The 25,926-nt window shown below is 53.8% G+C and carries 20 protein-coding genes; 1 reads left to right on the top strand and 19 read right to left on the bottom strand.

Features of this window, described 5'->3' with window-relative positions; translation table 11 throughout:
• Window positions 1-1,317 precede the first annotated feature (1,317 nt).
• The 15 genes from ACFWUL_RS04830 to ACFWUL_RS04760 all read right to left on the bottom strand — a co-directional run bounded on the left by ACFWUL_RS04830 (window position 1,318) and on the right by ACFWUL_RS04760 (window position 19,018).
• Window positions 1,318-4,314: an ATP-binding protein gene (locus tag ACFWUL_RS04830; protein WP_416177960.1), complete on the bottom strand. Its 2,997-nt coding sequence runs from the start codon at window positions 4,312-4,314 to the stop codon at window positions 1,318-1,320.
• The gene (locus tag ACFWUL_RS04825; RefSeq protein ID WP_416177959.1) at window positions 4,301-5,581 is read right to left on the bottom strand and encodes a metallophosphoesterase family protein; all 1,281 of its coding nucleotides are present in this window, start codon (window positions 5,579-5,581) and stop codon (window positions 4,301-4,303) included. Before ACFWUL_RS04825 ends, ACFWUL_RS04830 begins: the two co-directional genes overlap by 14 nt.
• 1,102 nt (window positions 5,582-6,683) lie before the next feature.
• Entirely contained in the window at window positions 6,684-6,947 is a 264-nt protein-coding gene (locus tag ACFWUL_RS04820; RefSeq protein ID WP_416177958.1) for a DUF1292 domain-containing protein, read from the bottom strand.
• The gene (gene ruvX, locus ACFWUL_RS04815) at window positions 6,944-7,381 is read right to left on the bottom strand and encodes a Holliday junction resolvase RuvX (protein WP_297022137.1); all 438 of its coding nucleotides are present in this window, start codon (window positions 7,379-7,381) and stop codon (window positions 6,944-6,946) included. The genes ACFWUL_RS04820 and ruvX overlap by 4 nt, the downstream gene beginning before the upstream one ends.
• A gap of 1 nt (window position 7,382) precedes the next feature.
• Window positions 7,383-7,649 carry an IreB family regulatory phosphoprotein gene (locus tag ACFWUL_RS04810; protein WP_296097313.1) on the bottom strand — a complete coding sequence of 89 codons (267 nt, stop codon included), beginning with the start codon at window positions 7,647-7,649 and terminating at the stop codon, window positions 7,383-7,385.
• Between the two features lie 12 nt (window positions 7,650-7,661).
• A complete protein-coding gene (gene alaS, locus ACFWUL_RS04805) occupies window positions 7,662-10,271 on the bottom strand; it encodes an alanine--tRNA ligase (protein ID WP_416177957.1) in 2,610 nt (869 codons plus the stop codon).
• 573 nt (window positions 10,272-10,844) lie between these two features.
• Complete coding sequence (locus ACFWUL_RS04800) at window positions 10,845-11,624, bottom strand: nitrilase-related carbon-nitrogen hydrolase (protein WP_297022132.1); 780 nt, start codon at window positions 11,622-11,624, stop codon at window positions 10,845-10,847.
• Window positions 11,625-11,774: 150 nt separating this feature from the next.
• Window positions 11,775-12,515 carry a C40 family peptidase gene (locus ACFWUL_RS04795; protein WP_297022129.1) on the bottom strand — a complete coding sequence of 247 codons (741 nt, stop codon included), beginning with the start codon at window positions 12,513-12,515 and terminating at the stop codon, window positions 11,775-11,777.
• A gap of 549 nt (window positions 12,516-13,064) precedes the next feature.
• Entirely contained in the window at window positions 13,065-14,315 is a 1,251-nt protein-coding gene (locus ACFWUL_RS04790; protein WP_297023078.1) for a cation diffusion facilitator family transporter, read from the bottom strand.
• Window positions 14,316-14,453: 138 nt separating this feature from the next.
• Window positions 14,454-14,687 carry a YdbC family protein gene (locus ACFWUL_RS04785; RefSeq protein WP_296097324.1) on the bottom strand — a complete coding sequence of 78 codons (234 nt, stop codon included), beginning with the start codon at window positions 14,685-14,687 and terminating at the stop codon, window positions 14,454-14,456.
• 207 nt (window positions 14,688-14,894) lie between these two features.
• Window positions 14,895-15,956 (bottom strand): IS630 family transposase, encoded by a 1,062-nt coding sequence (locus tag ACFWUL_RS04780; RefSeq protein ID WP_416177956.1) that lies wholly within the window; start codon window positions 15,954-15,956, stop codon window positions 14,895-14,897.
• A gap of 316 nt (window positions 15,957-16,272) precedes the next feature.
• Entirely contained in the window at window positions 16,273-16,758 is a 486-nt protein-coding gene (locus ACFWUL_RS04775; RefSeq protein ID WP_416177955.1) for a hypothetical protein, read from the bottom strand.
• 64 nt (window positions 16,759-16,822) lie between these two features.
• Window positions 16,823-17,317 (bottom strand): hypothetical protein, encoded by a 495-nt coding sequence (locus tag ACFWUL_RS04770; RefSeq protein ID WP_297023084.1) that lies wholly within the window; start codon window positions 17,315-17,317, stop codon window positions 16,823-16,825.
• A gap of 11 nt (window positions 17,318-17,328) precedes the next feature.
• A complete protein-coding gene (gene floA / locus ACFWUL_RS04765) occupies window positions 17,329-18,309 on the bottom strand; it encodes a flotillin-like protein FloA (protein ID WP_296097330.1) in 981 nt (326 codons plus the stop codon).
• 61 nt (window positions 18,310-18,370) lie between these two features.
• Entirely contained in the window at window positions 18,371-19,018 is a 648-nt protein-coding gene (locus ACFWUL_RS04760; protein WP_416177954.1) for an NfeD family protein, read from the bottom strand.
• Between the two features lie 400 nt (window positions 19,019-19,418).
• On the opposite strand from ACFWUL_RS04760, the gene ACFWUL_RS04755 reads away from it, so the two are divergent.
• Entirely contained in the window at window positions 19,419-20,609 is a 1,191-nt protein-coding gene (locus tag ACFWUL_RS04755) for a class I SAM-dependent methyltransferase (RefSeq protein WP_416177953.1), read from the top strand.
• A 352-nt stretch (window positions 20,610-20,961) separates the two neighbouring features.
• On the opposite strand, the gene serS is transcribed toward ACFWUL_RS04755, so the two are convergent.
• The 4 genes from serS to rnmV form a co-directional block, all read right to left on the bottom strand.
• Window positions 20,962-22,275: a serine--tRNA ligase gene (gene serS, locus ACFWUL_RS04750; RefSeq protein ID WP_297023091.1), complete on the bottom strand. Its 1,314-nt coding sequence runs from the start codon at window positions 22,273-22,275 to the stop codon at window positions 20,962-20,964.
• Between the two features lie 552 nt (window positions 22,276-22,827).
• Window positions 22,828-24,003, bottom strand: a complete 1,176-nt coding sequence (locus ACFWUL_RS04745) for a multidrug effflux MFS transporter (protein ID WP_416177952.1) — start codon at window positions 24,001-24,003, stop codon at window positions 22,828-22,830.
• A 520-nt stretch (window positions 24,004-24,523) separates the two neighbouring features.
• Window positions 24,524-25,384: a 16S rRNA (adenine(1518)-N(6)/adenine(1519)-N(6))-dimethyltransferase RsmA gene (gene rsmA / locus ACFWUL_RS04740; RefSeq protein WP_297023098.1), complete on the bottom strand. Its 861-nt coding sequence runs from the start codon at window positions 25,382-25,384 to the stop codon at window positions 24,524-24,526.
• On the bottom strand, window positions 25,378-25,926 hold the full coding sequence (gene rnmV, locus ACFWUL_RS04735) for a ribonuclease M5 (RefSeq protein WP_297023101.1): 549 nt from the start codon (window positions 25,924-25,926) through the stop codon (window positions 25,378-25,380). Before rnmV ends, rsmA begins: the two co-directional genes overlap by 7 nt.

Genomic DNA, 25,926 nt, shown 5'->3' with positions numbered 1-25,926 from the left:
CCACCGATGTCATGTGACTGAGCACCGTGCGAACCTGCGGGGGCTTCCAGCTTTTAGCTGCCAGCCGCCAGGAAAGCCCACCAGCCTGCGGCGCTGGGCGGGCTGCGGTTGGAGTCACTGGGAGGTGGGCCTTAAGCCTTGAGCTGGATGGGCCCTGCGGGCAAATGAGATCGAGATCGAGATCGAGACCGAGATTGAGGGGATCAGAGCCTTTGGCTCCAGAGATCTAGACCTAGACCTGGATCTAGACCTGCAGCGGCTCCACCGCGGGCCAGCATTAACCTCCCCCATCTATGGGGAAAAAGCAAGCGAACGGTGTTCGCAGGGAGCCGCAGGCGACTGAGAACACCGTGAGACGCTTTCCCAGCGAAGTCGGGGGTGGGCGAGCGCAGCGAGACGGAGGGGGCTCTCCGCTAAAGTAGCTCTGTACGTTTCCGGACAATCCCCCAGCCGCTTTGCGGCCACCCACCCACCGCAAGCGGTCCCCCCTCCCTCTAAAGAGGGAGGGTTGGTGGGTGTTTCTGCGGCAAAGCCGCGGGGCCTCAATGTTTCACTCAAATCTCAGTTCTTTCAGAAACCCCGTCACAGTCATTTACCAGGGAGATCTCTCGACTCATCGAAGCTTTAGCTATTCTTATCAGCAGAGACACATAGCATTCTTCCTCCGCTCGAGATGACGGTTTGTGGGTAGTGTCACATCGTACGGTGAAACCACTGAGGAGCAGCCTCCTTCCCTGGGAAGGCGAGGGTGCTTCGGCCGGGCTCTAAGGTGCTCGCTTAGTGTGCAGGAACGGCTCGCAAAAGAGCCCGGCTTGGGCATCCTCTGCAGGATGCCCACAGAGGACCCTCGAGCCGGGCCCAAGTTGATCGGCCAGCCGCTAAAAAGAAAGCGCTTTAATGGGCAGGTAAAGCGCCAACTTGCAACTGACTCGGAGGTCCTATGCAGGACCTCCGCACAGCAGACAGAGGGATTCTGGTGGGTTTGCGGCGAAACCGCGGAAACTCAACTCTCAACTCTCAAATCTCAAATCTGTCTTTGAACCCCCGTCGTGGTCATTTACCAGGGAGATCTCTCGGCTCATCGCAGCTGTAGCGATTTTTAAGGACAGATTCATTCAGCATGCTTCCTCCGCTCGAGATGACGATCAGCGTATGAGTTCACCCGGATGATAACGGAATTACAGATAGAAATCAAAAGGCGGCGCACCACAATCTGTGCGCCGCCAATGGGACCTGACGGGTTCTCGGCCCAAAGGGCCTGGCCAGCTCAAGGCTCAAGGCTGAAGGCTCAATGCCCCGCATGTTCATACGCTGTCCTCACTGCCCCACCTGTTCGATTTCTCCCTGGGAGAGGTGGATGAATTCACCGGTGCCCTTTTCGTAGCCCACTTCTTCTGCGATGTGCATGGTCCGTTCGTGGCAGGTGAAGAGGAAGATCTGCTGGGTCTTGCCCAGGTCCATGAGGAACCGGAGGGTTTCCCGCTGCCGTTTTTCGTCGAACCGGACGAAAATATCGTCCAGCACGATGGGGAGCGGTTCGATCTGGCTGCCGAAGGACAGGGCCATGGCGAGCCGGATGGCCAGGTATACCTGATCTCCAGTGCCGGAGGACCAGATTTTTTCGCTCTTCAGCCGGTGCATATCGTCTTCGATTTCTATGTCTTTCCCGTTTTCGGAAATGGTGAGGGAGTACTTGCCCATGGTCATTTCCTTCAGGAATTCATTGGCCTTTTCCACGATTTCCGGCTGTTTCCCGGACTCGTAGATCGCCTGGGCCCGGTCCATCACTTCTTCGGTGTACATGAGGGTGAGCCATTCCTGGAGGGACGCATGGATTTCGGCCTGGATCTTTTCCTTGTTCTGCAGGGCCTTTGTGATGGAATCGTCGCCGGCGAGGCGGAAGATTTCATTTTCAACGGCTCCCTGGCTCCGCTGCATTTCTGCGAGCTGGGCAGACTCTTCTTCCACCTGCTTTGTGAGCTTCTTGTGCTCCTCCATCCAGTCGTCGTACTGGCCGGTTTCCAGGGAATGCCAGAGGGACTGGAATTCTTCTTCACTGCCGGCGTACATGCGCAGGTCCTGGCGGATCCGTTCCCAGTCCTTCCGGATCTGGTCATGGTGTTCGTGGGCATTGACTTTTTCCGCGAATTCTTCGGCGTTCTTCGCATGGACCAGGTTCAGGAGGGTATCCATCTCCCGCTGGCAGGATGCCCAGCGGTCGTCCAGTTTTTCCATTTCCTTTTCGTAGGCGGCGTGCTGCTTGTTCTTTTCCTGCAGCGCTTCCCACTCCATGCTCCGCTTCTGGTTTTCCTCGTAAATGGCGGCAATGCTGTCCGGATTCACAGGGTAATTGAGGCCGGTGGCGGAAATGACGGAGGCTGCGCGGCGGGAGAACATATCCAGCCTTGCATCCACCTGTTCCAGCCGGAGGTCCAGGATTTTTCCCTTACCCTCGGCGGAATAGATCTTCTGCCACTGCTCCTGGAGGGCCGACAGGTTTTCGGCGCCCACCTTGGGCAGCCGGCTTTTTTCCAGCCAGTGGGTCCAGGATTTCTCTGCTTCCTCTTTCTTCGTCTTCAGCAGTTTTCCTTCTTCTTCCCACTTCTTGTGCTGTTCCTGCTGTTTCCGGACGGTTTCTTTTTTCCAGGCAATGGCCTGGCGCTGGGCCTGGTCTTTGTAGAAATCAGACCGCTTTTCCTGCATCAGGTTATGGAAGGCCTGGAGTTCTTCCACCGTCTTCGGAGCCTGTCCCGGGAACTTTTCTTCGATGGCCTTCCGTTTTTCTTCCAGCTGCCGGTTCTGTTCCGTCAGTTTTTCCAGGTTTCTCGCCTTTTCATGGACCACGTGGTTGTGGACGAGATAGAAAATCACAGCCAGCACCAGGGCGCCGCCGGCGCCATAGGCCGCCATGGTCCCCGCCCGGGCAGTATAAAAGGCAAACATACCGCCGCCGGCACAAATGAGGGATACCAGAGACAGCCAGAACCAGGGGGTGAATTTCTTGTCCTCTTCCCCGTTCAGCTTTTCCATTTCCTTCTGGATATCCGCCTGGTCATGGAGGATATTTTCCAGGGACGATGCCATGGTCTCTATGCCCTGCCAGTCGGACTCGGACTGCACGCTGCCCGCTTTCTTCAGTTCCTCGGAGATGTCTTCCACCTCCGGCTCCCGCTGCTCCCAGAAATGGAGTTCGTTATTCCGGACGCCGAGGCTCTTGGAGAGCCGCCGCCCTTCTTCCCAGTCCACGTTGGCACAGGGTTCGTCGAGATTCAATGGATGGTCCCAGAAGGGCAGGGCATAGCCCAGGTTCACGTAGTCGATGCGCCAGTTTTCCTTTTCCTGTTCCAGTGCTTCCGCGTCGGTTATGGTCTGCCGCCACTGGCCCAGGTCCACGTAAAGCTTTTCCAGTTCTCCCACGGCTCCGAGCCAGGGAATGACCTGCTCTTTTTTGACGGGCTTGTATTCATCCAGCTTCGCCTGGAGGGACTCTTTCTGGTCATGGAGCACATTCATCCGGTTCATGAGCTGGTTCCACTGTTCCTTGCCGTTGGCGGGGAACATGGTCACCTGCTCTGACAGGTCCAGCTGCCGCTTCACGTCCACAGCCCGCTGGTAGTAGTCCCAGGCCCCCAGCCGCTGTTCCAGGCGCTTATTCTGTTCCTTGTCCTTTTCCAGCTTCTCTTCCAGTTCGCTGACCTTCTTTTTCAGCTCTTCCTGCTTGTGCTGGAGGTCGGAAAATTCCTTTTCCTGGGTAGAAAGGGAGTCCAATGTCTTATTAGCTTCTTCCAGGTCCGCCATGAGCTGGTTGATTTTCCGCTTGCCCTGGGTGGAGGCGGAGAAGAGCTTCCCCTTGGAGTCCTGGATCTTTGCCTTCACGTTGGCCAGCTTATCGCCGCCCTGGAGCATAAAGAAACGGCTCCGTACGGTGTCGTTGGCCAGGAAGGAAGCCCCCTGGAGGTCTTCCAGTCCCACGGCAAAAATCTTCTCGTACATGTAGCGGTTCAAGCCGTGCCACCAGATGGCCGGCAGTTCCTCTTCCACCTTCACGTGGTTTTCGTTTTCGAACCATTTTTCCTTTTCGTCCCGGTGGACCCGGTAGAATTTGCCGTCGGAACGGACAAATCCCATATTTCCTTTCCGTCCCTGCCATTTTCCCCGGCCATATCCGAAGAGCATATCCCGGATAAAGCGGAGCATGGTGGTCTTGCCGCTCTCATTTTCCCCCATCACCACGTTCAGGGATGTCTGGGAGGGCTGCCAGGAGGCATGATGGTAAATGCCATACTCCTCCAGTTCCAGATCAGTGATTTTCATGATCTTCCTCCTCTTCTGTCAGCATTTCCGCTCCCAGAAGTTCTGATTTTTGGAATGCCTTCAGCAGGTCCTCGTCGGACACGGCATCCAGCAGTTTCCTGTATTTCGCAAACTCCGGCTGGTCCTCAGCCATCTTCCGGAGTTCCTCTTTTCTCTTTTCCTCGTCCTGTCCGTTGATTTCATCAAAGGCCTTCAGGAAGTTGCCCGTCACGTCCGGAAGTTCCCGGCGCTCCTTCAGGTTCACTGCCGTCCGGGTCCGGTCTTCGGCTGCGGTGAAGCAGGCAAAGAGGAACCGGAACTGTTCCTTGTCATTCAGGGTCTGGAGAATGAAATCCCGGCCTTCCTCGGTGGCAAGAGCCTGGTGCAAAGGACCGGCGCCGGTGAAAATGAGGCGGATCATATTCGGCCGCCCCGTGAGCTCCTTCAGCCCCGCCCGCCGTTTCGTGATGGCCTGGATGAGGTCATCCACCTGGGAAAAGGGAGAAATGTCCACGGTCATATCCATCCAGCGGATGATGTCGGTTTCAATGAACTTCAGCGTCACCGTGCCGTAGGCTCCCACGTCCACCAGATAGCAGCCCCGGATGCCAGTCTCATTCACATTGAGACCCTGGGTATTGCCGGGATACACGATGTAGGGAGAGGTGGACAGGGTCTTTCTCGTATGCACATGGCCAAGGGCCCAGTAATCCATGCCGGAGGCCTTCAGCTCATCCACCGTACAGGGGGCATAGGGACTCCCTGCCACACCGGCGTCGGTGTGGAGCATGCCGATGGCAAAGACGTCGTCTTTCTCCTTATGGAAAGAGGCCGCCAGGTCCTCCTTCACATGTCTTGTTTTATAGGAAATCCCGTACACCGTGGCCGCCTTTTCCCCATCCTTCATGAGGGGGAAAGATTCCACATGGTCCGATGAGAAAATATGGACCGTCTCCGGCAAGGGAATATCCGCCCGCCAGGCCTCTCCGGGATCATGGTTCCCGTGGACCATAAAAATCTGTATACCCCCCTGGGCAGCGCGGTACAGCTCCCGGGCAAAGGCCATCTGGGCCGACAGGCTGTGATGGTCGCTGTTATAGACATCGCCGGAAATCAGGATGGCGTCCACCCGGTTTTCCAGTGCTGCATCTACTACTTTTTCAAAGGCCTTGAATGTGGCCTTACCTATCTGTTCATTCCAGGGGCCGGCAGATCCCAAACGGACATCGCGGAACGGTTCTCCCAGATGAAGATCAGCGCAATGGATAAAAGAAAAATGTTTACCCATAATTCCTCCTCTATGTAATCAGTCGTTTCTTTATATTTTAACACAGTTGGAAAGGTGGTGAAAACGGAATGGATAGGATTGAGGGAAATGGCGCCTCTGCCGCTATGTGGCTGGGCGGCGTGTGTACGTATGGGGCATTGAGCTTTTAGCCTTGAGCCTTGAGCCTTGAGCGGATCAGGCCCTTTGGGCCAGGTAACAGGTGGATAAGTGATTGGCTGAACGGTTGGTGGCTTCTAGCTTCTAGCGGCTAGCTGTTAGGAAAGCTTAGCAGGCCCTTTGGGCCATTCCCATCACCATCTCTCAGTCCGGCGGACAGTTCTCTTCTGGGAAGAGAGACTCCGGTAGAGGCAATTATACCTTTTTTGTGCAGAGCCATCAGAATCCCAATGGCGGCGGAGCCGCTGATCCGCTCAAGGCCCAAGGCTCAAAGCCCTGCTCCCAATAACTCCAACCGCAGCCAGACCAGCGCCGCAGGCTGACCAGCTCTCCTAAATGCTAAATGCTAACTGCTAGCAGCTAGAAGCCCCCATCCATTCACACGGCTCCCAGCCACAGGACATCCGCGGCGGAGCCGCTGACCCGCTCAAGGCCCAAGGCTCAAGGCTCCGCTCCCGGTGCTTCCAACCGCACTCAGGCCAGCGCCGCAGGCGGACCAGCTCTCCTAGATGCTAACTGCTAGCAGCTAGAAGCCCCCATCCATTCACACGACTCCCAGCCACAGGACATCCGCGGCGGAGCCGCTGACCCGCTCAAGGCCCAAGGCTCAAGGCTCCGCTCCCGGTGCTTCCAACCGCACTCAGGCCAGCGCCGCAGGCGGACCAGCTCTCCTAGATGCTAACTGCTAGCAGCTAGAAGCCCCCATCCATTCACACGACTCCCAGCCACAGGACATCCGCGGCGGAGTCGCTGACCCGCTCAAGGCCCAAGGCTCAAGGCTCCGCTCCCAGTGCCTCCAACCGCACTCAGGCCAGCGCCGCAGGCTGACCAGCTTTCCTAACTGCTAGACGCTAGCAGCTAGAAGCTCCGCCCGTTCGCACGCAGGCTTACTCACACGACAAAAAAACCGGGAAGGACGATACCGCCTTTCCCGGCTCTTTTGTATTTACATGGCTTCGTAGATTTCTGCTACTGCGTCGTATTCCTCATCGGTCGGTGGGACGTAGAGGGGTTCTCCCTGTTCATCCGTATCAATCCGGGCGAGGATGATGTCCGGTTCCTCCGTGGAATCCTTCGATTCCGGAATGGAGACGAGCACCGCAAATTCTTTCCCGCCGAAGGGAATGACCGTATCCTGGACGTAGTCCTTTTCACTGCCGTCAGGTCCGGTGATGGTAATCACAACAGGTTCTTCTTTTTTCTCTGTCATAGGGTTGTTCCTTTATTTTGAAAGGAGAGATGCTGGAGATATCCCTCCAGAATGACCACGGCCGCCATCTTGTCGATGACCTTTTTCCTCTTTTTCCGGCTCACGTCGGCGGCGATGAGCTGCTTCTGGGCGATGACGGTGGTGAGCCGTTCATCCCAGAAATGGTAGGGAATGTCAGGAAACGCCGCTGCCAGTTCTTTGGCGAATTCTTCGGTCCTTTCCGCCCGGACGCCTTTGGTGCCGTTCATGTTGAGGGGCATGCCGATGACAAACTCCTCCACCTGGTACTGGTCTGTGAGCTGCCGGAGCCGTTTGAAATCCGCTTCTCTGGTGGTATGGCGGATGGTTTCCACGCCCTGGGCGGTCCAACCGAAGAGGTCGCTCACGGCGACCCCAATGGTGACGCTGCCCACGTCAAGACTCATGATACGCATATCAGAGTCCCTTGTGCTTTACGTAGAACCGCACCAGTTCTTCCACCAGTTCATCCCTTTCGATGCCGGAAATCAGTCTTCTCGCATCGTGGCGGCTGGTAATGTATGTCGGCTCCCCGGAAACAAGATATCCCACTAACTGAACGGTAGGATTATGGCCTGCTTCTTTCAAAGCCGAATAGACCTCCTTGAGGATCATGGCTGCCTGTCTGTTTTCCCCTTCATCCGCGTTGGTATTAAATAATATTGTTTCATCAGAGACTGACATATGTATCCCTCCTCAATCAAGCATTTCAGAAATTGCCTTGATGCCCTCCGCAATGGCTGCGTCCAGCTTAGACGTATCCCTGCCGCCGGCCTGGGCCACGGCCGGCTTGCCGCCGCCACCGCCGCCGCAGATCTTTGCTGCCCGGGAAACGACTTTGCCCATGTGGACACCGGCTTTGACGGCTTCCGGCTGGGCCATGCCCACCAGGTTCACCTTGTCACCGGATACGGTGCCCAGGATGAAGGCGCCCCCTTTGAGCTTCGTCTTCACCACGTCCGCTGCCTTGCGGAGTTCATCCATATTGCCTGCATGGACAATGGCGCCGAAGAAGGGAACCCCCTTCTTTTCCTGCACATCCTTCATGAGGCTGCCCAGTTCGTCCTTCGTCTGCTGCTGTTTCAGTTTTTCCAGTTCGTGCTGCAGTTCTTTTTCGGAAGCCAGGGCCTTTTCGATCTTTTCCGGAACCTGTTCCGGCTTGCCTTTCAGGAGGCCTGCTGCCTCTGCCAGGAGCTGGCGGTCCTTCTTCATCATTTCATAGGCTGCCTTGCCTGTAACCGCTTCGATACGGCGGATGCCGGAACCGATACCGCCTTCGCTGATGAGGCGGAAGGAGCCCAGTTCACCGGTATTTCTTACATGGCTGCCGCCGCAGAGTTCCTTGCTGAATCCCGGAATGGTCACAACCCGTACAATGTCGCCGTATTTTTCGCCGAACAGGGCCATGGCACCGGATTTCTTCGCTTCTTCCAGGGGCATTTCCGTAATATTTACATCGGTGGCTTTAATGATTTCGTCATTCACGATCTGTTCCACGTCTGCCATCTGTTTCGGGCTGAGCGGTTCAGGCCAGGTGAAATCGAAACGGAGTTTGTCCGGAAGCACCAGGGAGCCGGCCTGGTTGACCTGGTCACCCAGTACCCTGCGCAGTGCTGCCTGGAGCATATGGGTGCCTGTATGGTTTCTTGCCAGGTCTTCCCGGCGGGTGCGGTCCACGGAAACCTTGACGGTCTCCCCTTCCCGGATGACCCCTTCCTTAACGGTACCGATGACGTAGATAATGCCGTCAGGAAGCTTCTTCGTGTCTTCCACGGCAATCATGCCTTCTTCGCCGGTAATGGTACCGGTGTCACCGATCTGGCCGCCTCCTTCTGCGTGGAAGGGGTTGTTTTCAAGAATCACGGTCACTTCGGTGCCGTCAGCGGCTTCTGTGATTTCCTTGCCATCCTTGCCGAGGAGGAGGAGCTTTGTTTCTCCATCTTTATCTTCGGTGGTAAGGGTGGAAGCATCGAGTTTCGTGGTATCCGGAGTAGCGACTTTCGCGGAAACCTTGGCCCTTGCTGCCCGGGCTCTTTCCTTCTGTTCCGCCATAGCTGCTTCGAAGCCTTCCTTGTCGATGGTCATGCCCTGTTCCTTGGCGATTTCATCGGTCAGTTCCCAGGGGAAGCCGTAGGTATCATAGAGTTTAAATACTTTATCACCGGAAAGGACGGTGTTCTGTTTCTTCCTGCTGTCTTCCAGCATTTCGGACAGGAGGTCCGTGCCTGCATTCAGGGTCGCATGGAACCGGTCTTCTTCGACGCCTGCCACTTTCTTGATGAAGGCCTGTTTATCCACCAGTTCCGGATAAGCCGGTTTCATCATGTTGATAACAACGTCGATCATCTGTCCCATGAAAGCATTTTCGATGCCCAGGAGCTTGCCGAAACGGACAGCCCGGCGGAGAATGCGGCGGAGCACGTAGCCCCGGCCTTCGTTGGATGGGAGAATGCCGTCGGCAATCATATTTGTAATAGCCCGGGCGTGGTCGGAAATGACCTTCAGTGCCACATCGCCCTGGACGCTCTTGCCATAGGGTACACCGGAGAGAGCAGCGGCCTCTTCAATAATCGGGAAGAACAGGTCCGTTTCAAAGTTGTTCTTCTTGTGCTGCAGTACCGCTGCCAGACGTTCCAGGCCGGCACCGGTATCGATGTTCTTCTTGGCCAGCGGCAGGTAGGAGCCGTCTTTCTGGCGGTCGTACTGGGAGAATACGAGGTTCCAGATTTCCAGGAACCGGTCTCCGTCGCCGCCCATCTGGTTTTCCGGGTCCGTGCCGAATTCTTCGCCCTGGTCGTAGAAAATTTCAGAGTCCGGTCCGCAGGGGCCTTCGCCGATTTCCCAGAAGTTATCGCTCAGCGGATAAATATGGTTTTCCGGGAGTCCGATCATCTTGTGCCAGTAATCGTGGGCTTCGGTATCGTCGGGATAAATGGTGACGTAAAGGCGGGATTTATCCAGCTTGATTACTTCCGTCAGGAATTCCCAGGCCCAGGTAATGGCTTCTTTCTTGAAATAGTCGCCAAAGGAGAAGTTCCCCAGCATTTCAAAGAAAGTGTGGTGCCGGGCGGTGTGCCCGACGTTTTCAATATCACCGGTACGAATGCATTTCTGGCTGGTGGTGACCCTGTGACGGGGCGGTTCCACCTTGCCTGTAAAGTATGGCTTCAGCGGTGCCATGCCGGCGCCGATGAGCAGCAGGCTGGGGTCATCCTTAGGAATCAGAGAAAAACTCTTCAGTCGCAGATGGCCTTTCTGATTTTCAAAAAATGAAAGATAAGACTCACGAATATCGTTGCCCTTCATGATTAACCCCCTTAAACTAGTTGTGTTCTTCATTATATATGACTTGCACCGAGCATGCAAGGAAAATTAGAAAATGTGATTGGATTCGACGTGCGGTTGGAGTCACCAGCGGCGGGGCATTGAGCCTTCAGCCTTGAGCCTTGGGCTGGCCAGGCCCTGCTGGCTGATTCGCCTTCGGCGAAACAGTAGCTAGTAGCTAGATCTAGTAGCCAGGCGATCAGGCCCTGCTGGCCGGTCCCATCAGTTCCCATTAGTTCCCTTCAGCTAACCCCATGGCCAGCCCTAAAAGGAAGGCGCTTTAGTGTGCAGTATAAGCACCAACTTGGGCTGGCCTCGCAGGTCCTCTGCAGGACCTGCGCTCACGTGGGCAGCCCCTGCCCGACTTCGCTGGGAAAGTGTCTCACTGATTTCTCAGTCGCCTGCAGCTCCTTACGAAATCAGTTCGCCTACTTCCCCGAGGAAGGGGCCTGCTGCAGAGGTATTTTTACGTTTTTTGTGCAGAGTCTTCAGGATTCCAACGGCGGCGAAGCCGCTGAACCTCAAATCTCAATTCTCAAATCTCAACTCTATCTTTTATCTCGGCTGGCCGATTTCCTTTTCCAGCCGGATCACCGCCAGCTGCTTGCCGAGATCCTTGTATTTCTGTTCATCGTAGTCAGCATAGTAGATATGCTCCGAAAGGTCCCCTTCCACGATGACGTTTCCCACGGGATCGATGAAACGGGAATGGCCTCCCAGCTGCACGCCATGGTAGGTGCCCGCCATGTTCACGGCGCAGATGCACATGCCGTTCTCAATGGCCCTGGCCCTGGTGAGCACGTCCCACTGGGCCAGATGGACCTTCGGCCAGGATGCCGGTGCCAGTACGAGGGTGGTGCCGGCTTTCGCCATTTTTCTCCACATCTTGGGAAAATAAAATTCATAGCACACCGCCATGCCCGTCTTCACCCCATGGATGGAGGTGGTCATAAGGTGCTCTCCCGGCACCATGAGTTCCGCTTCCAGATACCCGTAGAAAAGGTGGCGCTTGCTGTAGTGGGCCTGGATATGGCCATTGGGGGCGAAGATGATTCCCATATTTTTCACGATGCCATCCTTTTCAATGGGAAGGGTCCCCGCAGCCAGGGTAATATGGTGGAACGAAGCAAAGGAAGAAAGCCTGTCCAAAAGGCCATCGTTCATCCGTGTCACCCGGTTTTTGAAATCATGAAAATTATAGCCGATGGTCCAGAGTTCAGGCATCACCAGCACATCCGCCCGGGACGCCGCCTCCTCCAGCAGGTGGAAAGCATGGTTAATATTTCTTTCTTTATCGCCTTCCGCCACATCCATCTGCAGCATACCAATCCTCATCTGATCACTTCCTTAAAAGGAAAAGGGCTGTAGGAAATGGGAGATGCCTCTCCCTCCTGTTTCTTTACAGCCCGATACATACACAAGGAAGCGCTGGACCACCGGCAGGAGCCGATTTCCCAGTGCTTCCTTCACACTTGCCTTTCAATTTTATAATACCCGGTTGGCGCCGATATAGCGGTCGTGCCAGTATCCGTTTTTCATGGTCGCTACGGCTACGCCGCGGCTGCTGGTGGCGCTGATGAAATAGCCATCCCCCAGGTACAGCCCCGAATGGGATACGCCCTGGTCATAGGTCTGGAAAAAGACCAGGTCCCCCGGTTCCAAAGCATTGATGGACACCTTCCGACCGGAAAGGTACTGTTCATCCGCTCCCCGGGGAAGCATGATGCCCTTTCTGTTGAATACGTACTGGATAAAACCGGAGCAGTCGAAGCCTCTGGGTGTGGTACCGCCAAATACATAGGGCACGCCCACATATTTCTGGGCCTCCGCCGTAATGGCGCGGACCGTATCGCTCATGGGTCCTGCCTTATGCCATTCCACCCGGCTGTCATCGATACCAAGGGAGGAATCTCCATGGTAAGAAGAAGATCTGGCAGGAGCTGCAGGCCGGACCATGGCTTTCCCCGTGAGGGCTTTATATGTCATGGGGCCAACGATGCCATCCACAGCCAGGTGCCGTCTCTTCTGGAACTGTTTTACCGCCTTCGAAGTAGCCCAGTTGTAGTTGCCGTCAGCTTTGACTTTAAACCCGTATACATTCAGCCGTTTCTGGATGGTCCGCACTTCTGGTCCCTTAGAACCGATGGTGTAATCGGCCATAGATATCTGTGCCGTTCCCAAGGCAAAAATGCCTGTGAGAAGCATAACGATGACTTCCTTTTTCATGCCTGCACTCCCTTTGATTCCCGTACATAAGTATCAGCTGCCCCTTTCCAGGCCAGCCTTATCATTCAAATTCTCTGAGTATATGCCTGTTTTATTACGCTATGTTCTTTTACATTTTACCACATTTTAAGAGAAATTTCCTGTTATTGGGAGAATTGAGATTTGAGAGTTGAGAGTTGAGAGTTGAGGTCCAGCCGCTTTGCGGCGGATTTCGATGCTTACGGATGGAGTCATCAGCACGGGGCTGCTAGCTTCTAGCCGCTAGCAGCCAGGAAGACTCAATAGCCTACGGCATGGAAATTTTCCGTTCGAACGATTCTGGCGCCATAGGCTGATCATCTTTCCTGAAAGCTAAAAGCCAGCAGCTGGAAGCCCCATACGTCCGCACACCGCCCATTCATATGTCACTCGGCCCGCAGGGCCTGACCGCCTAGCCACTAGACCTAGCTACTAGCTACTGATTCGCCGCAGGCGAATCCGCCCGCAGGGCCTGTTCCGCTCAAGGCTCCGTCCGTTCGCACGTGCATTTCCCTAACAGACCTCCCGATTTCAATCTCGATCTCCATCGGTCTTCCCCGTCTCCTTTTTCCGTAGAATCCGATGGTTCTTTTCCAGGTTTGCGATCTGGAGGACCTCCTCCTTGTCGGCGCCGTAGACTTTGCCGCTGATGAAGTTCCGGTCCACCATGGTTTCCACGGTGAAGGCGGGATTGATTTCCTGCAGGCATTCACAGATTTTTTCGTAAATTTCCTTATCATCCAGGCGGCAGGGTCCGGTTAAAGCCAGTTCGAAGGACAGGTGGATTTCCCCATTTCTCTCTTCCACGAAGAAATCATGGTAGGACAGAGGGAGCTTGGAACGGTAAATGGCAGATTCCAGGTCCCGCCGGTACCCTTCTTCCCGGGGATTGGAAACGGCCTTCGGATCGGCGTGGATCGTGGCCTGTACGTTCAGTTTTTCCCGGAGCGTGGTCATCACGTTTTCCGCCAGTTCATGGCTTTCCACCAGGTCCAGGCTGCTGTCCAGCTCCACATGGGCCGTGCAGAAATGGTTTTCCGGTCCGTAGTCATGGACGATGAGGTCATGGACCCCGTAAACCCCGGGGCAGGACAGGATGCATTCCCGGATCTTCTTATATACCTCCGCATCCGGCGTAGCGCCCAGGATGGAATTGACGGCGTTCTTCATGATGCCGTAGCCTGTCCACAGGATGAAGAGGGCCATAATGGTGCCCACGTATCCATCGATATGGAGGCCGAAGAAATATTCCACCAGCGTAGCCACGAGGACACCGGACGTAGAGAGCATGTCGGACAGGGAATCGGCGCTGTAAGCATCAAAGGCATGGGAATTCAGTTTCTTCCCTGCCCTCTTGTACCACCAGGCCAGGAAAAGTTTCCCCACAAGGCCCACCAGAAGAATTACCGCCACAAAGGGAGTAAATGTGGTGTCTTCAGGGTGCATGATTTTCTGCACCGACTGTACCAGGAGCGTAATGCCAACGTAGAGGATCACCGCCGCCATGACCGTGGAATTGATGTATTCCAGCCGGCCGTGGCCGAAGGGATGCTCCTTATCCGATGGCTTGGCGGCGTAGTAGAATGTCATCATGAGCAGGATGACGGAGCCCATGTCGGTGATATTGTTGAAGCCATCGCCCACTACGGACAGGAATCCGCTCTGCCAGCCTGCCAGGATTTTGAAAAAGCCCAGCAGAAAATTGACAAAAAGGCCCACGGAACCGGCAAGAAAGGCCTTCTTTGTCCGCTCTCCCCGGGGCCCCACAAACAGAAATGTCATAGTATCTCTCCTTTTTCTATGGAAAGTAGAATCGGAAATATCAGTTAATCTATTATTAATAAAACGGGATACCTAACCCCCCCAAAATAGACCAAAAGGCTCTCCCAGGGGAGAGCCTTAAAAGGTCATGGCGGTCAATCAGTACTTGTCGAAATCGATGTTGTTCAGGATATCTTTCAGCTTGAGGATTTCCTCTTTGGTCAGGGTCAGTCCTTTGGTCATGGCCGTATGGTCCGGGTTCCAGGAACGGAGGTCAAATTTTTCGCCCCTGTTGTTCCAGCTCGTATAGGTGAGCTGTTTCTTCCAGCCGTTGGAGGCTTCCGAGAGGTCTCCTAATTCTTCTTGGATGGTATACGTAATTTTTGCTGCCATTTTTATAATCACCTCATAGATTAATGAACATATGCATTCATGGTACCATAGAAAGGACAGAAAGTAAATTGCCTGTTAGGGAAAGAATTGAGATTTGAGTGTTGAGATTTGAGATCCAGCGGCTCCGCCGCTGGGTGTATTGTGGCCGAGCCTGCGTACGAAAAGGGCGTGGGCTTCTAGCTGCTATAGTGAACGACAAAAATAACTTTATTTAAAGCTGCACAGGGTTCGAAGCTGATTATTTGGCTTTTTCCAAGCCTCGAATGCTTTTTCAACTGTTTCCATAAGTTCCATTAAGGTTGCAAAGAAACGATTGTGTGTATATTCTCTGCGGGTTTTTCTCCAAACCTGTTCGATTGGATTCAGATCAGGTGAATAGGGAGGAAGCATCAAAATTGTAATTTTATCTGATATATCCGCATATTCTGGCCGCTTTTCTACAGCAATTAGTCGATAGGCCTTTTTGTGCCAAGGGGCATTGTCCATTACCAGAACATAATGCTTGCCTTCCGGCAACGGTTTTGCAGCCAAGAACTCACGAATAGAGGCTATTGTGGTCTCATAGTTGAATTTCTCCGGCTTTGTCGTAAATAACTCTCCGGTTTCTGGGATAACAAACCCACTATAAGGAGACTTGAAACGTGCCGGGAATGATTTCACCTTAGGTGCACTGCCTTTTTCATACCATCCACGTGTAATTGTAGTCTGAATTTGGAAATGCACTTCGTCCTGAAATGTCAGAATTGCGGTACTGTCTGCTTTTACTTCGTCGATTTTTTTAAAGGCAATTCGTTCATCCGTATCTTCGTATCCCTTGGATGGATATAGTTGGGGGCGGATAAGGGAAAAGCCCAGACTGTGAAATAGACGTTGGCATTGTCTAACGCTTAGCGTAGTGTTGTACTTACTACTGATATAGTCAGACAAGCTCGGCCCATCCCAGACATTGTAGCCGTATTGTTTTGGCTCGGAAGTAAGGGCCTGCTTGATTTCTTTTAGCTGCCCGTTGGTAAGCTTTGAGGGCCGGCCTTTGTGCCCTTTTAATTTAAGTGCGTCAAAGCCCTTTTCATCAGCAATTTTTACCCAGGATGAAATTGTCATCTTGCTTACACCAGCTAATTTACTGATTTGGGAAGCAGACAAACCGGATAGAACCATGTTTACGGAGAATACTCTGAAATGGAACCTGGCGTCATCAGTAGACGACATAATCTCCTTACCTTGTCTCAAAAGTTCTTCCGGATCAGTGTGATACTTTCGATTGTTCATATGTACTGTACCTCCAATTGAAGTATAGCACATAGATGCATCAATTTAAAGTAAAGTAATTAATGTCGTTTACTATAGCTATTAGCTTTTAGGAAAGATGATCAGCCTATGGCGCCAGAATCGTTCGAACGGAAAATTTCCATGCCGTAGGCTATTGAGTCTTCCTGACTGCTAGCGGCTAGAAGCTAGTAGCCCCGTGCTGATGACTCCATCCGTTCGCATATAAGACCAGCTGCACTGTCTCTACCCCTTCGCATGCGAGCCCAGCCCCAAAACAAAAAGGCACACCATGAGGTATGCCTTTTCTTATTCAATTTCAGAGTCTTTCTCCCTGTTTCTGTTCCACCCAATTCCGGAAGTAGAGCTTATCCCCTAAAGAGACGAAAGCCAGCTGTACCGGCAGGGCCACCATACCGCCTACCACAGGGGCACCGATATAAATGCGGTTCCATCCATCCGAGACGCCGGCCACTTCCCGATAGTCCACTGGCATGTACCGGGCTTTCAGGGAAATGTAGTAGTCCGAATTCAGGAAGGACCAGGGAATCGCCACGAGAAGCTTTTTCTCGCAGATCAGGGCCACCGGGTAATGGACCCGGTTGATCCGCCACAGGGATATGAGCACCACCACCGCTGCCAGCACATAGAATATGATGCCATGGTTCATATTATGGGTAATGGCAAAAACTATGGCAGCCGCCGAAGCAATGACATAGACCAGGGACAGAAGGAAGATATAGGCTTTCGAACGATAACAGGTCCATAAGATCTTTCCGTACAGTTCTTCTTTATAAGTATCCACTAATTCTCAGCCGTCCTTTTCATAAACGGGCTTTATAGAAACCGGGGTCCCGGAAATTCCGGAACTACCTCCATGGTCTCCAGGGTCTTTTACTTCTTGGCGGTCCAAATACCGCATCGTAAAGTACCCATTGCCTTGCAGCCCTTGTATCAGGGAATGGAAGCCGGTTTTCACTGACCCCGCCGGTCTCCTGTAAAGTACTCCCCCCGTAATTCCGATCCGCCTCTCCGGACAGCTCTTTAGCTCTGGCCTCCTTTTCATCTGCCACAATCACTGCAGATGGATGGAGCTTCTTTAAGTCGGGCTTCACGGTTCTTGTCTCTATTTTATCAGATTTCTTCTTATAATTAAAGGATTTTGCAGAAGATTCCTGTTTACCATGTACTTTAGGTAAAGGATTTTCCGGAGCCACCGGTTTCTCCCCTGCCGGCGGGCGGCGGCCTTCCGCCTTTTCTGCGGGCCCAGGAGTTTCCATGGGTGTCGGCTCTCCCCAGGATTTCAGGATCCGCCGGCGCAGCTTCTTATAATCATAGCCGCCGGAATTCGTTGGTTCTCCCATGATGGACCTCCTTACTTATCCTTGTGTCCTTCTCCGGTGCCGGCGATGTTTTCTCTCATTTCCGTATCGGCTGCAATGTTTTTCAGGTTGTAGTAATCCATGACTCCCATATGGCCGCTCCTCAGGGCTTCCGCCAGGGCATGGGGCACCTCTGCCTGGGCTTCGATGACCTTTGCCTTCATTTCCTGGGTGTAGGCCTTCATTTCCTGCTCCTTCGCCACGGCCATGGCCCTTCTTTCCTCGGCCCGGGCCTGGGCGATCTGCTTATCCGCTTCCGCCTGGTCTGTCTGCAGCTGGGCACCGATATTGCGGCCCACATCTACGTCGGCGATATCGATGGAAAGGATTTCAAAGGCCGTACCGGAATCCAAACCCTTGCCAAGGACAGTCCGGGAAATGTGATCCGGATTTTCGAGGACATCCGTATGGCTCTCGGAGGAGCCTACGGTGGTAACGATACCTTCCCCTACCCGGGCGATGATGGTGGCTTCCCCGGCGCCGCCCACGAGGCGGTCAATATTGGCGCGCACCGTCACCCGGGCCCGGACTTTCAGTTCGATGCCGTTCTTTGCCACCGCAGAAATGGTGGGGGTCTCGATGACCTTCGGGTTCACGCTCATCTGCACCGCTTCCAGCACGTTTCGGCCGGCCAGGTCGATGGCCGCCGCCTGTTCAAAGGACAGGGAAATCTGGGCCCGGTGGGCAGCGATGAGGGCGTCCACCACATTATCCACGTTGCCCCCGGCCAGGTAATGGGCTTCCAGCTGGTTCACGTTCAGCGCAAGCCCTGCCTTGGTCCCCTTGATGAGGGGAAGCACGATCATCCGTGGTTCCACCCGGCGGATCCGCATACCTACGAGATTGAAAAGAGAAATATTGACTCCCGCCGCCAAAGCGGAAATCCAAAGCCCCACCGGCACGAAATGGAGAAGTACCGAGATAGCCACCACGGCGATGAAAAATACCATCACCGGAAAAAACAGAATTTCCATACATACCTCCTGACGCCGGGCTATAAAAGAACCGGCAAATATAAACGATATATGTAAAAAATCAACGGTTTCCCGGGATTTCCCGGACGATGACATAACTGGACCGGGATTCCGTGACTTTCACGGACCGTCCCTGTTCAATAAAACCGCCATCGGAAACAGCATCGAGCACAGAGTCCCCTATCTTCACCTTCCCCGAAGGCCGGAGCGTAGAAAGGGCACTTCCCTCTTTCCCCACATAGCCGCTGTAATCGGAGGAAGACGAATGGAATCCCGCCTTTCCCTTCAGTTCCGTATGGAGAGTGAGCTTTCGCCACAGCCGGCTCTGGGACAGGTGGCCGGCGATGAAATAAAAGCCGATGGCCGAAAGAATGACCGCCGCCGCCAGGATATACAGTGCCATGACGCCGCCGCCAAAGGTAAAGAAGAGCCCCGTCATCACCGCCACCAGGCCAATGACCGCTGCGGCACCGGAAAAAAGGAACAGGATATCCATAATGATCAGGGCCATGCCGCTGAAGAACAGGATGAACTCCAGGGCTGAAGGAGACCCTTCGCCCCACCGGGCTCCGATAAGGATTGCCCCGGCTATGGCAGCCACCAGGGCGCCTCCTGAAAATCCCGCCGTCTTCACTTCGGCGGCCAGGGAAATGAGGATAACAGCCGCCAGCAGGGCCTCCACCACCGGGTTTGCCAGAATTTCCGCCATACCGCACCTCCCTTGCACGGGTAATAAGTATACCTCTGATTTCATTATACTATAAAGGGGTGAATAGGGAATAGCCGCTTTGCGGCAGAGTTGAAAGCCGCGGCCCAGCCGGTCCAGCGGCTTCGCCGCAAATGCACCCCCCTTGCCCGCTTCGCGGGACTTCCCCCAAAGGGGGAAACAGGATTTCTGGCCCCCACAGGGTCGCAGGGCGCCCCCACACAGCCCCATCCGTTCGCATATAATATAAGCTCAGCCACATAGGGCTGTCTATTCTCATTTACAAAACGATTCTGCTATCGGATAAAGGCATACGAAATCAAAATAAGCATAAAATGAGCTCATCCTAAGATAAAGTGCTATAATAATAATTAGATGCAACAACTAAATCAGGAGGTGCCTTATGTTTAAAAAAGAAGCTCTTAACATGGCGTTGCAACTGTGGAAAAAAGGTGGGTTCACCGTTCGTTTCTGGGACGGGACCGAAAAGAATTACGGATCCACAGCACCGAAATTTAAAGTGATTTTCAACAGGGAACCAAACTTCTCTGCTTCTGACCTGAAAGCAGACCTGGATGTGCTCATCGGTTCTGCCTATGTGGATGGCATTGTGGATTTCGAAGGAAACCTGGATGACATCGTGGCTACGGCCTTTGAAAAGGACCCGGTCACTCTCCCCTACCACCTCGGATCACTTCGGCAGAAACTGATCAAGGAAGAAGAAAAACGGGAAAAATCCAATATCCATGCCCACTATGACCTGGGAAATGAACTGTTCGATTCCTTCCTGGATCCCACGAGAACCTATTCCTGCGCCTATTTCAAGCACGACAATGACAGCCTCTACGAAGCGCAGATGAACAAGATCGACCTGTCCCTCCGGAAGCTGTTCCTGAAGCCCGGCGAAAAACTGCTGGACATCGGCTGCGGCTGGGGTGAACTCATCATTTACGCAGCAAAGAAATACGGCGTAAACGCTTACGGCATTACCCTTTCTGAAGAGCAGTACAAAGCGGCAAAAGAAAGAATTCATAAAGAAGGGTTGGACGGCAAGTGCGACGTGATCCTGGAAAACTACCTGGACCTGGACGCCGACAAATACCAGTTTGACAAGATCGTATCCATCGGCATGTTCGAACACGTAGGCAAGAAGTACCTGCCCCTCTATTTCCATAAGGTATCGGAACTCCTGAAACCGGGCGGACTTTTCCTGCTCCACTCCATCCTGAACATGGATCCCCAGGAAAAGGAGACGGACAACTGGATGACCCGGTTCATTTTCCCCGGCGGCTACGTACCGGGTATCCGGGAAACGGTGAACAACATTCCCCTCTTTGATTTCCGGCTCATCGGCTTTGAGAGCCTCCGTCGGCACTACGCAAAGACCCTTCACCTCTGGGCAGAAGCATTCAATGCCCACAAGGACCAGCTTCCTGCGAAATACGATGACCGGTTCAAACGGCTCTGGGATATTTACCTCCGGGGCTGCGAATCCGGCTTCCGTACCGGCGTACTGGATGTGGGCCAGTTCATCCTCTCCAAGGGTGTGAATAACGACATCCCCATGACCATGGAATCCATTTACAAAGACTGACGGTAAGATATAAAAAAAAACTGTGAGATGAATGTCTCACAGTTCTTTTTTATGGTTTGTCATACGGTTGGAGTCACTCCCACGGACCCTTGAGCCGGCCAGCGGCCAGCGGCGATTTCTCGAAGTACGGTTGGAGCCATTTGGGACGGAGCTTCCAGCTTCTAGCAGCTGGCTTCCAGGAAAGCTGGTCAGCCTACGGCATGAAAGACTGTAATCTAAGCGATTGGTGTGCCGCAGGCTGTCGAGTTTACCTAAAAGCTAGTCGCTAGAAGCTAGAAGCTAGAAGCCCCCGCACGTTCACACGCAGGCTTACCCACATAGCTCCCCTATTGGCCCTGATTCCACAACCGTCTTATTTCTTTTCAACGGGCTTGGAGCTCGGGAAACCGTTTCTCTTTCCGATCACCGTGACTCCGTTCATGTAAGGAACCAGTACATCCGGAACCTTGATGGTGCCGTCAGCCTGCTGGTAATTTTCCATGATGGCAGCCACAGTCCTGCCTACAGCAAGGCCGGAGCCATTCAGGGTGTGTACGAATTCCGGCTTTGCACCGGGGGTGCGGCGGAAACGGATATTGGCGCGGCGTGCCTGGAAATCGAGGCAGTTGGAGCAGGAAGAAATTTCACGGTACTTGTTCTGTGCCGGCATCCATACTTCCAGGTCGTAGGTCTTGGCAGAGGAGAATCCGATATCCCCGGTGCAGAGGCAGACCACATGGTATGGAAGCTTCAGGAGCTGCAGTACCTTTTCCGCTTCGGCAGTAAGGCTTTCCAGTTCATCCCAGCTGTCTTCCGGCTTGCAGTACTTCACCATTTCTACTTTATGGAACTGGTGCTGCCGGATCAGGCCGCGGGTATCCTTGCCTGCGGAACCCGCTTCTTTACGGAAGCAGGGAGTAAGGGCGGTGAGGTGGACAGGGAGCATATCGCCGTCCAGGATTTCACCGGCGAAATAGTTGGTCAGCGGTACTTCAGCGGTTGGGGTCATGTACATGTTTTCCCCTTCCACTTTGTACATGTCATCGGCAAATTTCGGCAGCTGGCCGGTGCCCTGCATGGACTTGCCGTTGATGATATAGGGCGGAATGACTTCGGTATAGTCATTCTGCTGGGTATGGAGGTCCAGCATGAAGTTGTACACCGCTCTTTCCAGGCGGGCAGCGCCCTGGAGGTAGAAGTAGAACCGGGCACCGGACACTTTGCCTGCCCGTTCCGCATCGAGGATGCCAAGGGTATCACCCAGTTCGTAGTGAGCTTTGATGGGGAAATCAAACTTCGGGATTTCACCCCAGCGGCGGACTTCCGGATTTTCAGAATCGTCTTTGCCCACAGGAACCGTTTTATCAGCCATGTTCGGGATGTGGAGCAGGAGTTCATTCAGCTTGCTTTCTACTTCACCGAGCTCCTTATCAATGGCAGCGATTTTCTTGCCCACTTCTCTCATGGAAGCAATGGCATCGGCTGCGTCTTCCCCATTTCTCTTGGCCTGGGCGATTTTCCTGGATTCTGCATTCTTCTCGCTCTTCAGCGCTTCTGTTTCCTGGAGAAGCTGTCTTCTCTTTTCATCGAGCTGGAGTACTTCGTCCAGATCAAAGGGGTTGTGACGGTTCACAAGATTCTTCTTGACTTCGTCAGCATGTTCACGGATAAACTTGATGTCTAACATAACTATCTCTCCCTGTATCAAATTTGCCGCATTGCGGCATGGAAAGCAATGGAAATAAAAAAAGACTTCTCCCCTCCATGGGACGAAGTCATCGCGGTGCCACCCAATTTGCCTAAGCCAGCTCGAAGTTGATATCGGTCACAAACCGTCCGGTTCCTCACCAGCCGCTCCTGAGTGGAAACTTTTTCTTCTGCCAAGACTTTCACCAGCCGTCTCTTCTCTAGGGGCATCAGAAAAAGGTAGTCTCTTTCCCTGCGTTGATATAATTATAGCGCCGGTATGGGCGTTTGTAAAGGTAGGGATAAATAGCCGCTTCGCCGCAAATGTATGGCTGTCTGTGCGTACAATACGTATGGGGGCTTCCAGCTGTTAGCTTCCAGCTTCCAGGAAAGCTGGTCAGCCTGCGGCGCTATGGTCCGCGTCTTTTGCCGCAGTTGGGAACCCTGCGAGATTCTGGCCCATAGGGCCTGACCAGCCTTTCTGGCTGCACAGCCATACATTTGCGTCGAAGCCGCGGGAGCTCAATTCTTTTCGCTCAATTCAATTCCTCCCTTACCTCCCGTGCACCCATTTCCAGTAGGACAGGAAACATAAACCGTATCCCGCCACCATGACAAGGGCCATGGGAAGGGCCGTTTCCTTTCCTGCTATCCCCACCAGCGGCATGGCAAGGCCGCCGGGGGCCACCGAGAAGAAACCGATCATCGCTGACGCAGCACCGGCCCGTTTCCCCTGCCGGGATATGCCCATGGAAAGGGAAACCGTTTCCACCACTGACAGGGGCACAATCGTAATAAACAGCACCGGCAGCACATAGAGAAGGGACATCCGAAAATAAAGTCCCGGCAGGAGCATAAGGCTTCCCATGAAAGACAGGAGGATAGACCAGCGCAGCATAGAATCGTCCAGCACATGACCTGCCAGTTTCCCCGGCAATGGGCTCGTGAAAAAGAGCCCCATACCGATGGTCCCCAGAATATAGCTGTATTGCTTCGGCGTAAGGCCATAGATATCCTGGAATACAAAGGACGAAGCCGCAAGATATCCGAAGAAAGCGACAAAGAGAAATCCCTGGACCAGGCAGCATCCCATAAAATAGGAATCCCTGAAAAGCACAGGAAATGACCGGAAGGTCCGCTTCATATCAGGAATCCGCTTATCTACAGGCAGGGTTTCCTTATAGATCATACATCCCAGGGTCAGCAGCAATGCCACTGCCGTAAGCAGTTCAAAAACGCCATGCCAATCCGTAAACTGCAGCACAATCCCACCAGCCACCGGAGCCAGTACCGGAGCAATTCCCTGGATCATCATGAGTATGGAGTAGAACCGAAGCAGGTCATCTCCGCTTTTTATATCCTTCGCAATGGCCCGGGCAATGACCAGTCCGAAGGAGCCGAAAAAGCCCTGGATAAATCGAAGCAGGAGAAACAGATAGATGGAATTCGTCTTCGTGCAGAGCCAGGAAGAAAGGGCAAAGAGAGACATTCCCACCAGCGCCGGGCGCCGGCGGCCCATTTTATCAGACAAAGGCCCTCCCACCAGCTGGCCCAGGGCCATTCCCACCATCACCGCTGTCAGCGTCAGCTGGGCCAGGGACGGGGAAACGTGAAGTTCTTCAGACACCTCCGGCAGGGCCGGCAGATACATATCCATGGCCAGAGGGGCCACAGCTGTCATGATGCCAAGGAAAAACACCATGGCCATATCGTAAAATGAAAATTTCATCGGTCCTCCTTATATTATGAAAGACGATACTCTAAATCATCCGTTCTTTCCGGTGTAACTCATAAAAAAACGCCCGGCGCTATACAGCGCTGGACGGAGCTTATAAAAAAACATGGATTTTCATGAACGCAGCTCTACTGAATCTAAGAGCCATTATACCATTCCTCCATAAAGAAGCAACGGGGAACAAAGTTTTCTGACTGTAACAGCTGCTGCATGTATAGAGCCCGGCGTACGTGGGAAAGGGTGGGGCCTTGAGCATTTCGCCTTGAGCAAGTCAGCCGCTCAGGGGCAAATGGGTTCTTTTAATCCGCTTTGCAGAACCCGCCTCTCCGAGGCGGATCCATCCCCTGCCCTTCGGGCTGCCCCCTTCTCCAAGGGGGCACGTACTTACCGGAAGCATCAAAAGAAAGGTTATAGTCTATTATAAGATACTCCACAAACAGGCAGGCCAAACGGGCCGCGCCGATGACTTGAATCAACAGCGCCTGAAAAAGCAGGAGTGTTCCTCCTGCTTTGTTCATTCCTTATGGATTTCATCGAACCAGGCATCTGCCAGGCGGCCGTATTCTTCCATGGAGAAGGTCTCCCCTCTCCGTTTGCCGTCGATGTCCGCTTTTGCAAGGATCACCGGGATCAAGTCTGCCGGGATGCCGCCGGCCTTCATGGCGTTGGTGAATACTTTGCGCCGCTGGCCGAATCCCATCTTCACCAGGCGGAAGAAGAGTTTCCTGTCCTTCACAGCCACCGCCGGTTCCTTTCGCCGCCGGAGCTTCAGCACCGTAGAGGTGACCTGGGGCCTTGGGATGAAGGCGGCAGGCGGAATATCGAGAACCCGCTCCGAAGTGCAGTCAAAATTCACCGCCAGCGTCAGGGCGCCGTAGTCCTTGGACCCCGGCGCCGCCAGGATCCGGTCCGCCACTTCTTTCTGCATCATGAAGACGAAGAGCGAAATGGGAAGGTCCGACTGGATGAGGGACAGAAGGATGGGGGTGGTGATGTAGTAGGGCAGGTTTGCGGCGCACCGCCAGTCCCGGTCCCCCAGGATGGTCTTCAGGTCTGCCTTCAGTACATCTTCATAGATAATATGGACGTTCTTATAGTGTTCCAGGGTATGGGAAAGAACCCGCTCCAGGCTCTTATCCAGTTCGAAAGCTGTCACATCGGCGCCGGTCTCTGCCAGGGCCTGGGTCAGGGTGCCGATGCCGGCACCGATTTCCATGACCGGCACACCCTTTCCCAATTCCGCCGCCTCCGCGATGGCTGCCACCACATCGGGACGGATGAGGAAATTCTGGCCCAGTTTGTGTTTCGCATGGATGCCGAACCGCTTGATCACGTACTGCACCACCTGTCGGTCTGCCAGGTTGGCTTCTAACATGATGATCCCTCCTCACAGGCTTCTACGGCCCTTTTCCATTCTTCCCGGGTAATGCCATAGTGATTCAGCCGCTTCACGAACTGCTTGCCGTTGCCATAGCCGATACCAAGGATGGCTCCCACCCTGGCCCTCCGGGAAGCGGAATCGGCTTCGCCGATCAATCCCGCATCAAAGAGGTCCGCCGCAGAAAAGAGATGGGAATCCTCCATCTGCCGGATGCGAAGTGTGGACAGGGCTTTCCGGATAGATTCCGGAGAAGCATCTTCGATGCCCACGTCATCTTCCGTGGAAGCTTCGGACTTGGGCACAAAGGCATGAAGGGCCTTCGGAAACAGCTTTGTCAGCCGCTGCCGGATCCGTTCACCCGGTCCGTCAGGGTCTGTCAGGATAATGATGCCCCGTTTCTCATAGGCATTCCGGATTTTCTCGACAGTTGCACGGGAGAGCGCAAAACCGCCGGTGGCAATCATGTCCGCATCCACTGCCATGCCCACCCGGGCTATATCCGATTTCCCTTCTACTACAATAACCTGCTGGATCAT

The sequence above is a fragment of the Dialister sp. genome (genome assembly GCF_047832375.1).
Classification (GTDB): domain Bacteria; phylum Bacillota; class Negativicutes; order Veillonellales; family Dialisteraceae; genus Dialister.
The sequence above is the reverse complement of the archived record's forward strand: the minus strand, read 5'-3'. Positions and strand labels throughout refer to the sequence as shown.

Coding starts and splice junctions, on each gene's coding strand:
- ACFWUL_RS04760 (WP_416177954.1), bottom strand. CDS start 19,018: ATGGCGGAAATTCTGGCAAACCCGGTGGTGGAGGCCCTGCTGGCGGCT.
- rnmV (WP_297023101.1), bottom strand. CDS start 25,926: ATGATCCAGCAGGTTATTGTAGTAGAAGGGAAATCGGATATAGCCCGG.
- ACFWUL_RS04770 (WP_297023084.1), bottom strand. CDS start 17,317: ATGGGAGAACCAACGAATTCCGGCGGCTATGATTATAAGAAGCTGCGC.
- ACFWUL_RS04795 (WP_297022129.1), bottom strand. CDS start 12,515: ATGAAAAAGGAAGTCATCGTTATGCTTCTCACAGGCATTTTTGCCTTG.
- alaS (WP_416177957.1), bottom strand. CDS start 10,271: ATGAAGGGCAACGATATTCGTGAGTCTTATCTTTCATTTTTTGAAAAT.
- ACFWUL_RS04830 (WP_416177960.1), bottom strand. CDS start 4,314: ATGAAAATCACTGATCTGGAACTGGAGGAGTATGGCATTTACCATCAT.
- serS (WP_297023091.1), bottom strand. CDS start 22,275: ATGTTAGACATCAAGTTTATCCGTGAACATGCTGACGAAGTCAAGAAG.
- ACFWUL_RS04785 (WP_296097324.1), bottom strand. CDS start 14,687: ATGGCAGCAAAAATTACGTATACCATCCAAGAAGAATTAGGAGACCTC.
- ACFWUL_RS04825 (WP_416177959.1), bottom strand. CDS start 5,581: ATGGGTAAACATTTTTCTTTTATCCATTGCGCTGATCTTCATCTGGGA.
- ACFWUL_RS04755 (WP_416177953.1), top strand. CDS start 19,419: ATGTTTAAAAAAGAAGCTCTTAACATGGCGTTGCAACTGTGGAAAAAA.
- ACFWUL_RS04745 (WP_416177952.1), bottom strand. CDS start 24,003: ATGAAATTTTCATTTTACGATATGGCCATGGTGTTTTTCCTTGGCATC.
- ACFWUL_RS04810 (WP_296097313.1), bottom strand. CDS start 7,649: ATGTCAGTCTCTGATGAAACAATATTATTTAATACCAACGCGGATGAA.
- ACFWUL_RS04800 (WP_297022132.1), bottom strand. CDS start 11,624: ATGAGGATTGGTATGCTGCAGATGGATGTGGCGGAAGGCGATAAAGAA.
- ACFWUL_RS04790 (WP_297023078.1), bottom strand. CDS start 14,315: ATGACATTTCTGTTTGTGGGGCCCCGGGGAGAGCGGACAAAGAAGGCC.
- floA (WP_296097330.1), bottom strand. CDS start 18,309: ATGGAAATTCTGTTTTTTCCGGTGATGGTATTTTTCATCGCCGTGGTG.
- ruvX (WP_297022137.1), bottom strand. CDS start 7,381: ATGCGTATCATGAGTCTTGACGTGGGCAGCGTCACCATTGGGGTCGCC.
- rsmA (WP_297023098.1), bottom strand. CDS start 25,384: ATGTTAGAAGCCAACCTGGCAGACCGACAGGTGGTGCAGTACGTGATC.
- ACFWUL_RS04780 (WP_416177956.1), bottom strand. CDS start 15,956: ATGAACAATCGAAAGTATCACACTGATCCGGAAGAACTTTTGAGACAA.
- ACFWUL_RS04820 (WP_416177958.1), bottom strand. CDS start 6,947: ATGACAGAGAAAAAAGAAGAACCTGTTGTGATTACCATCACCGGACCT.